Consider the following 1774-nt stretch of genomic DNA (forward strand, 5'->3'; position numbering starts at 1 on the left):
GACCGCACCGCCATGTTGATACAGCGGTTTGATCGCTACTGGTCGCTGCCTGATGATCCGGAAGTACATGCTGGGGTGGACACACTCGCATTGGCCAGTCCGGGTAATGGCCGCGTTGAAAAGCGACTGGCCTTCATCAGCGGGCTCACGCTCCTGGGCTGCCATGAAACCGATTCCATCACCAAGTCGTATGGTGACCTGGCGGATGCGATCCGCAAGTACTGCCACCCCGCAGTCGTCGTGGCTGACGTCAAAGATTTGTTTCGTCGCATGGTCTACAACATCTTTGTGACCAACAACGATGATCACCTGCGCAACCACGGCTTTGTGTGGGACCCGAAGTACAAAGGTTGGCGACTCAGCCCCCTGTATGACGTGACACCCAACACCAGCGTTGCCCAGGACCGCTACCTGCACCTCAGCGTTGGACCGCAGGGGAAATACGCCCATCTGGACAACGCGCTTGCGGCGCACAGCCTGTTCAGGCTTTCCGAGAAGGCTGCCGCTGAGGTGATTACGCAGGTGTGGGAAAAAGTGCGGGAATGGAAAGTGAGTTTTGAGGCCATTGGCGTGCCGGGCGAACAGATCAACAAAGTGGAGACGGCTTTTCGCCACATCGATGCCATCAGTACCGCAGAAATGCGTAAGAAGCTCAAATAGCCTTTTCATAGACCCACGCCAGGTGGCCTTGAGGTCAATTGCGCACCAGCATTTGGTGAGCGCGTCCAAGAAAATCCTGCAAACGCAGGAACTGTGTGTCGGTGTTTACGCGTTTATCTAAAAATCCTGCAATCATAGGAATGCTTGAATGCAATTACCCATCCAAACAGTTGCTGATTTAGGCTTGGCCCTGCGCGCTGCCCGGCGCAGTGGCAAGGTTCGTTTGGATGATCTTGCGCAGATCGCCGGTGTCAGCAAGCAGTTTGTGTCCGATGTCGAGTACGGCAAACCGACCGTGCAGTTGGGCTTGGTGCTCAAACTGCTTGTGGAAATTGGCGTCACCCTGTCGGTGAACATTCCCGAAGAGTCCCGAGAAGAGTGGGAGAGGCTGCTGGCTAAAGGTGGCTTGCCCGCACAAAAGGGACGAAAAAAGCGTGATGTAGAACGGGCAGCAACTATCGAACCCCCTCAACAAAAAGATTGACGGTATGCGTACTCTGATTGACCTTGCCAACCAGTTCGTTGGTGTCCTTAACGAGGGCAATGACGTGTAGTGCATCGCCCCCATTACACGGCAGTTTTGAATTGAAATTACCATTTATCTCTTTTGCAGATAAATCTGGAATATCGTCCAAAATGATTTCTTGCATTTATCTGTGATTCGGATATCGTCTATATATCTTAAATAGCGATAATTTTCGTCATGCTGCCTCAAACCCTCGTGATCCTGAGCGCCCCCCAGATGGGCCAGCAGTTATTGGCTGCGCGCAAAGCCCAAAAAATGACCCAAGGTGCAGTCGCAGCCAAGGTCGGGGTAGCGCAGTCGCGCATTTCTGATCTCGAAAAACGCCCCGGAGAAATTAGCCTGGAACAGTTGCTGGCTTGGTGCGCGGCACTGGGCTTGGAATTGAGCGTAGGGCAGCGTGGCGCAAGCGCGGAAACGCTTGAAAAGGCGGATTGGTAAATGGGACGCCGCTCGCACAGCCGCAGTCTATCCATCTGGAGCAATGGCGCCAGAGTAGGAGAGTGGACCATTCCCGCGCGCGGTGACATGCAGTTGCAATACGACAAGGCTTGGGTGCAATCCAGGCTTGGCCGGCCGTTATCGCTCTCA

At 54.2% G+C, this 1774-nt stretch carries 4 protein-coding genes and 1 pseudogene; 4 read left to right on the forward strand and 1 reads right to left on the reverse strand.

Translation table 11 applies throughout. From position 1 onward, the window contains the following. Both DIC66_RS22700 and DIC66_RS22705 read left to right on the forward strand, forming a co-directional pair. Positions 1-660: type II toxin-antitoxin system HipA family toxin (locus tag DIC66_RS22700; protein WP_147321407.1), on the forward strand; the 660-nt coding region annotated here is incomplete at its 5' end. A gap of 148 nt (positions 661-808) precedes the next feature. Further along, entirely contained in the window at positions 809-1144 is a 336-nt protein-coding gene (locus DIC66_RS22705) for a helix-turn-helix domain-containing protein (protein ID WP_117180453.1), read from the forward strand. On the opposite strand, the gene DIC66_RS23030 is transcribed toward DIC66_RS22705, so the two are convergent. Further along, positions 1116-1310 carry a hypothetical protein gene (locus tag DIC66_RS23030; RefSeq protein WP_147321408.1) on the reverse strand — a complete coding sequence of 65 codons (195 nt, stop codon included), beginning with the start codon at positions 1308-1310 and terminating at the stop codon, positions 1116-1118. The genes DIC66_RS22705 and DIC66_RS23030 overlap by 29 nt on opposite strands. Positions 1311-1363: 53 nt before the next feature. Here DIC66_RS23030 and DIC66_RS22710 point away from each other — a divergent pair, with 53 nt between their 5' ends. Together DIC66_RS22710 and DIC66_RS23550 are read left to right on the forward strand one after the other, a co-directional pair. Beyond that, the gene (locus tag DIC66_RS22710; protein ID WP_117180454.1) at positions 1364-1624 is read left to right on the forward strand and encodes a helix-turn-helix domain-containing protein; all 261 of its coding nucleotides are present in this window, start codon (positions 1364-1366) and stop codon (positions 1622-1624) included. Further along, positions 1625-1774, forward strand: a pseudogene (locus tag DIC66_RS23550) (HipA N-terminal domain-containing protein); the annotation flags it as partial.

Origin of the sequence: Rhodoferax lacus, assembly GCF_003415675.1 — a bacterium.
GTDB lineage: Bacteria > Pseudomonadota > Gammaproteobacteria > Burkholderiales > Burkholderiaceae_C > Allorhodoferax > Allorhodoferax lacus.